Origin of the sequence: uncultured Shewanella sp. (assembly GCF_947495455.1) — a bacterium.
Classification (GTDB): domain Bacteria; phylum Pseudomonadota; class Gammaproteobacteria; order Enterobacterales; family Shewanellaceae; genus Shewanella.
The window spans coordinates 1-768 of record NZ_CANLZC010000236.1 but is presented as its reverse complement, the minus strand read 5'-3'; the positions used below and the strand labels follow the sequence as shown (position 1 = coordinate 768).

The following is a 768-nucleotide window of genomic DNA, read 5'->3' as shown; positions in this document are numbered from 1 at the left end:
GAACGTATGGATAAGCTGTTAAAAGAAGTTGCTTAACGAACTTAACTAGGGTGACCGAATTCAGTTGACCAGGTCACCGGCCTGATATATGTTAATAAGTTATCCAAATGATTATTTGCATTAGTAATATGAATAATATTTCTATTACTTTGATAACTGTTAATTTGCTTTAAGCACCCATTCGATTGAGTGCTAAAGTTATTCCAAGTGGATTCAGGAATTAATTCAGGATCACATGACTTTAATAAGTTATTCAAAAACTCGACTACTTTATTTAGCCTTGCAATTTCTTCAACACTTGTAACTATAGTTTCATCATCGACAATAACTTCTCCAATTACTCTCAATATTCTTTCCCAATTTGACTGAAAAGGATGATTTTCAAATGTTTCAATCCAACGGCTCATACTATTTCCTTATATTTATCTGTTACTAATCACTATGAGCAAGAGACATTAACGTCGAACTGGTCTTGAGATAGAGATATCGTTACTAAAGCTCCCAACTCGAAGAAAAATCCTGCTTTTGCTCTTGAGTATTAAAATCAGTGTGAATGCAAAAATGACCGTCGAAAACAAGGATGTTTTCGTTTGAACTTACACGACCAAAAATGTTCCCGACATTTTATGGCATTCCCTGCTATCCATGAAGATCGGATACTCGCAGTGTGTCATTTTTGTATTCGCACAAAAGCCTGCGGCAGGGTGAGGTTTTACTTTGTAAAACGCTTCGAACGAGATGTATGGACTCCCTTCCCTCGAAGGAGTA

General features: G+C 36.1%; 1 protein-coding gene. It reads right to left on the bottom strand.

Annotated elements, in window-relative coordinates:
* Positions 1–41: 41 nt before the first annotated feature.
* Complete coding sequence (locus Q0791_RS24930; RefSeq protein WP_299011957.1) at positions 42–407, bottom strand: hypothetical protein; 366 nt, start codon at positions 405–407, stop codon at positions 42–44.
* Positions 408–768 lie beyond the last annotated feature (361 nt).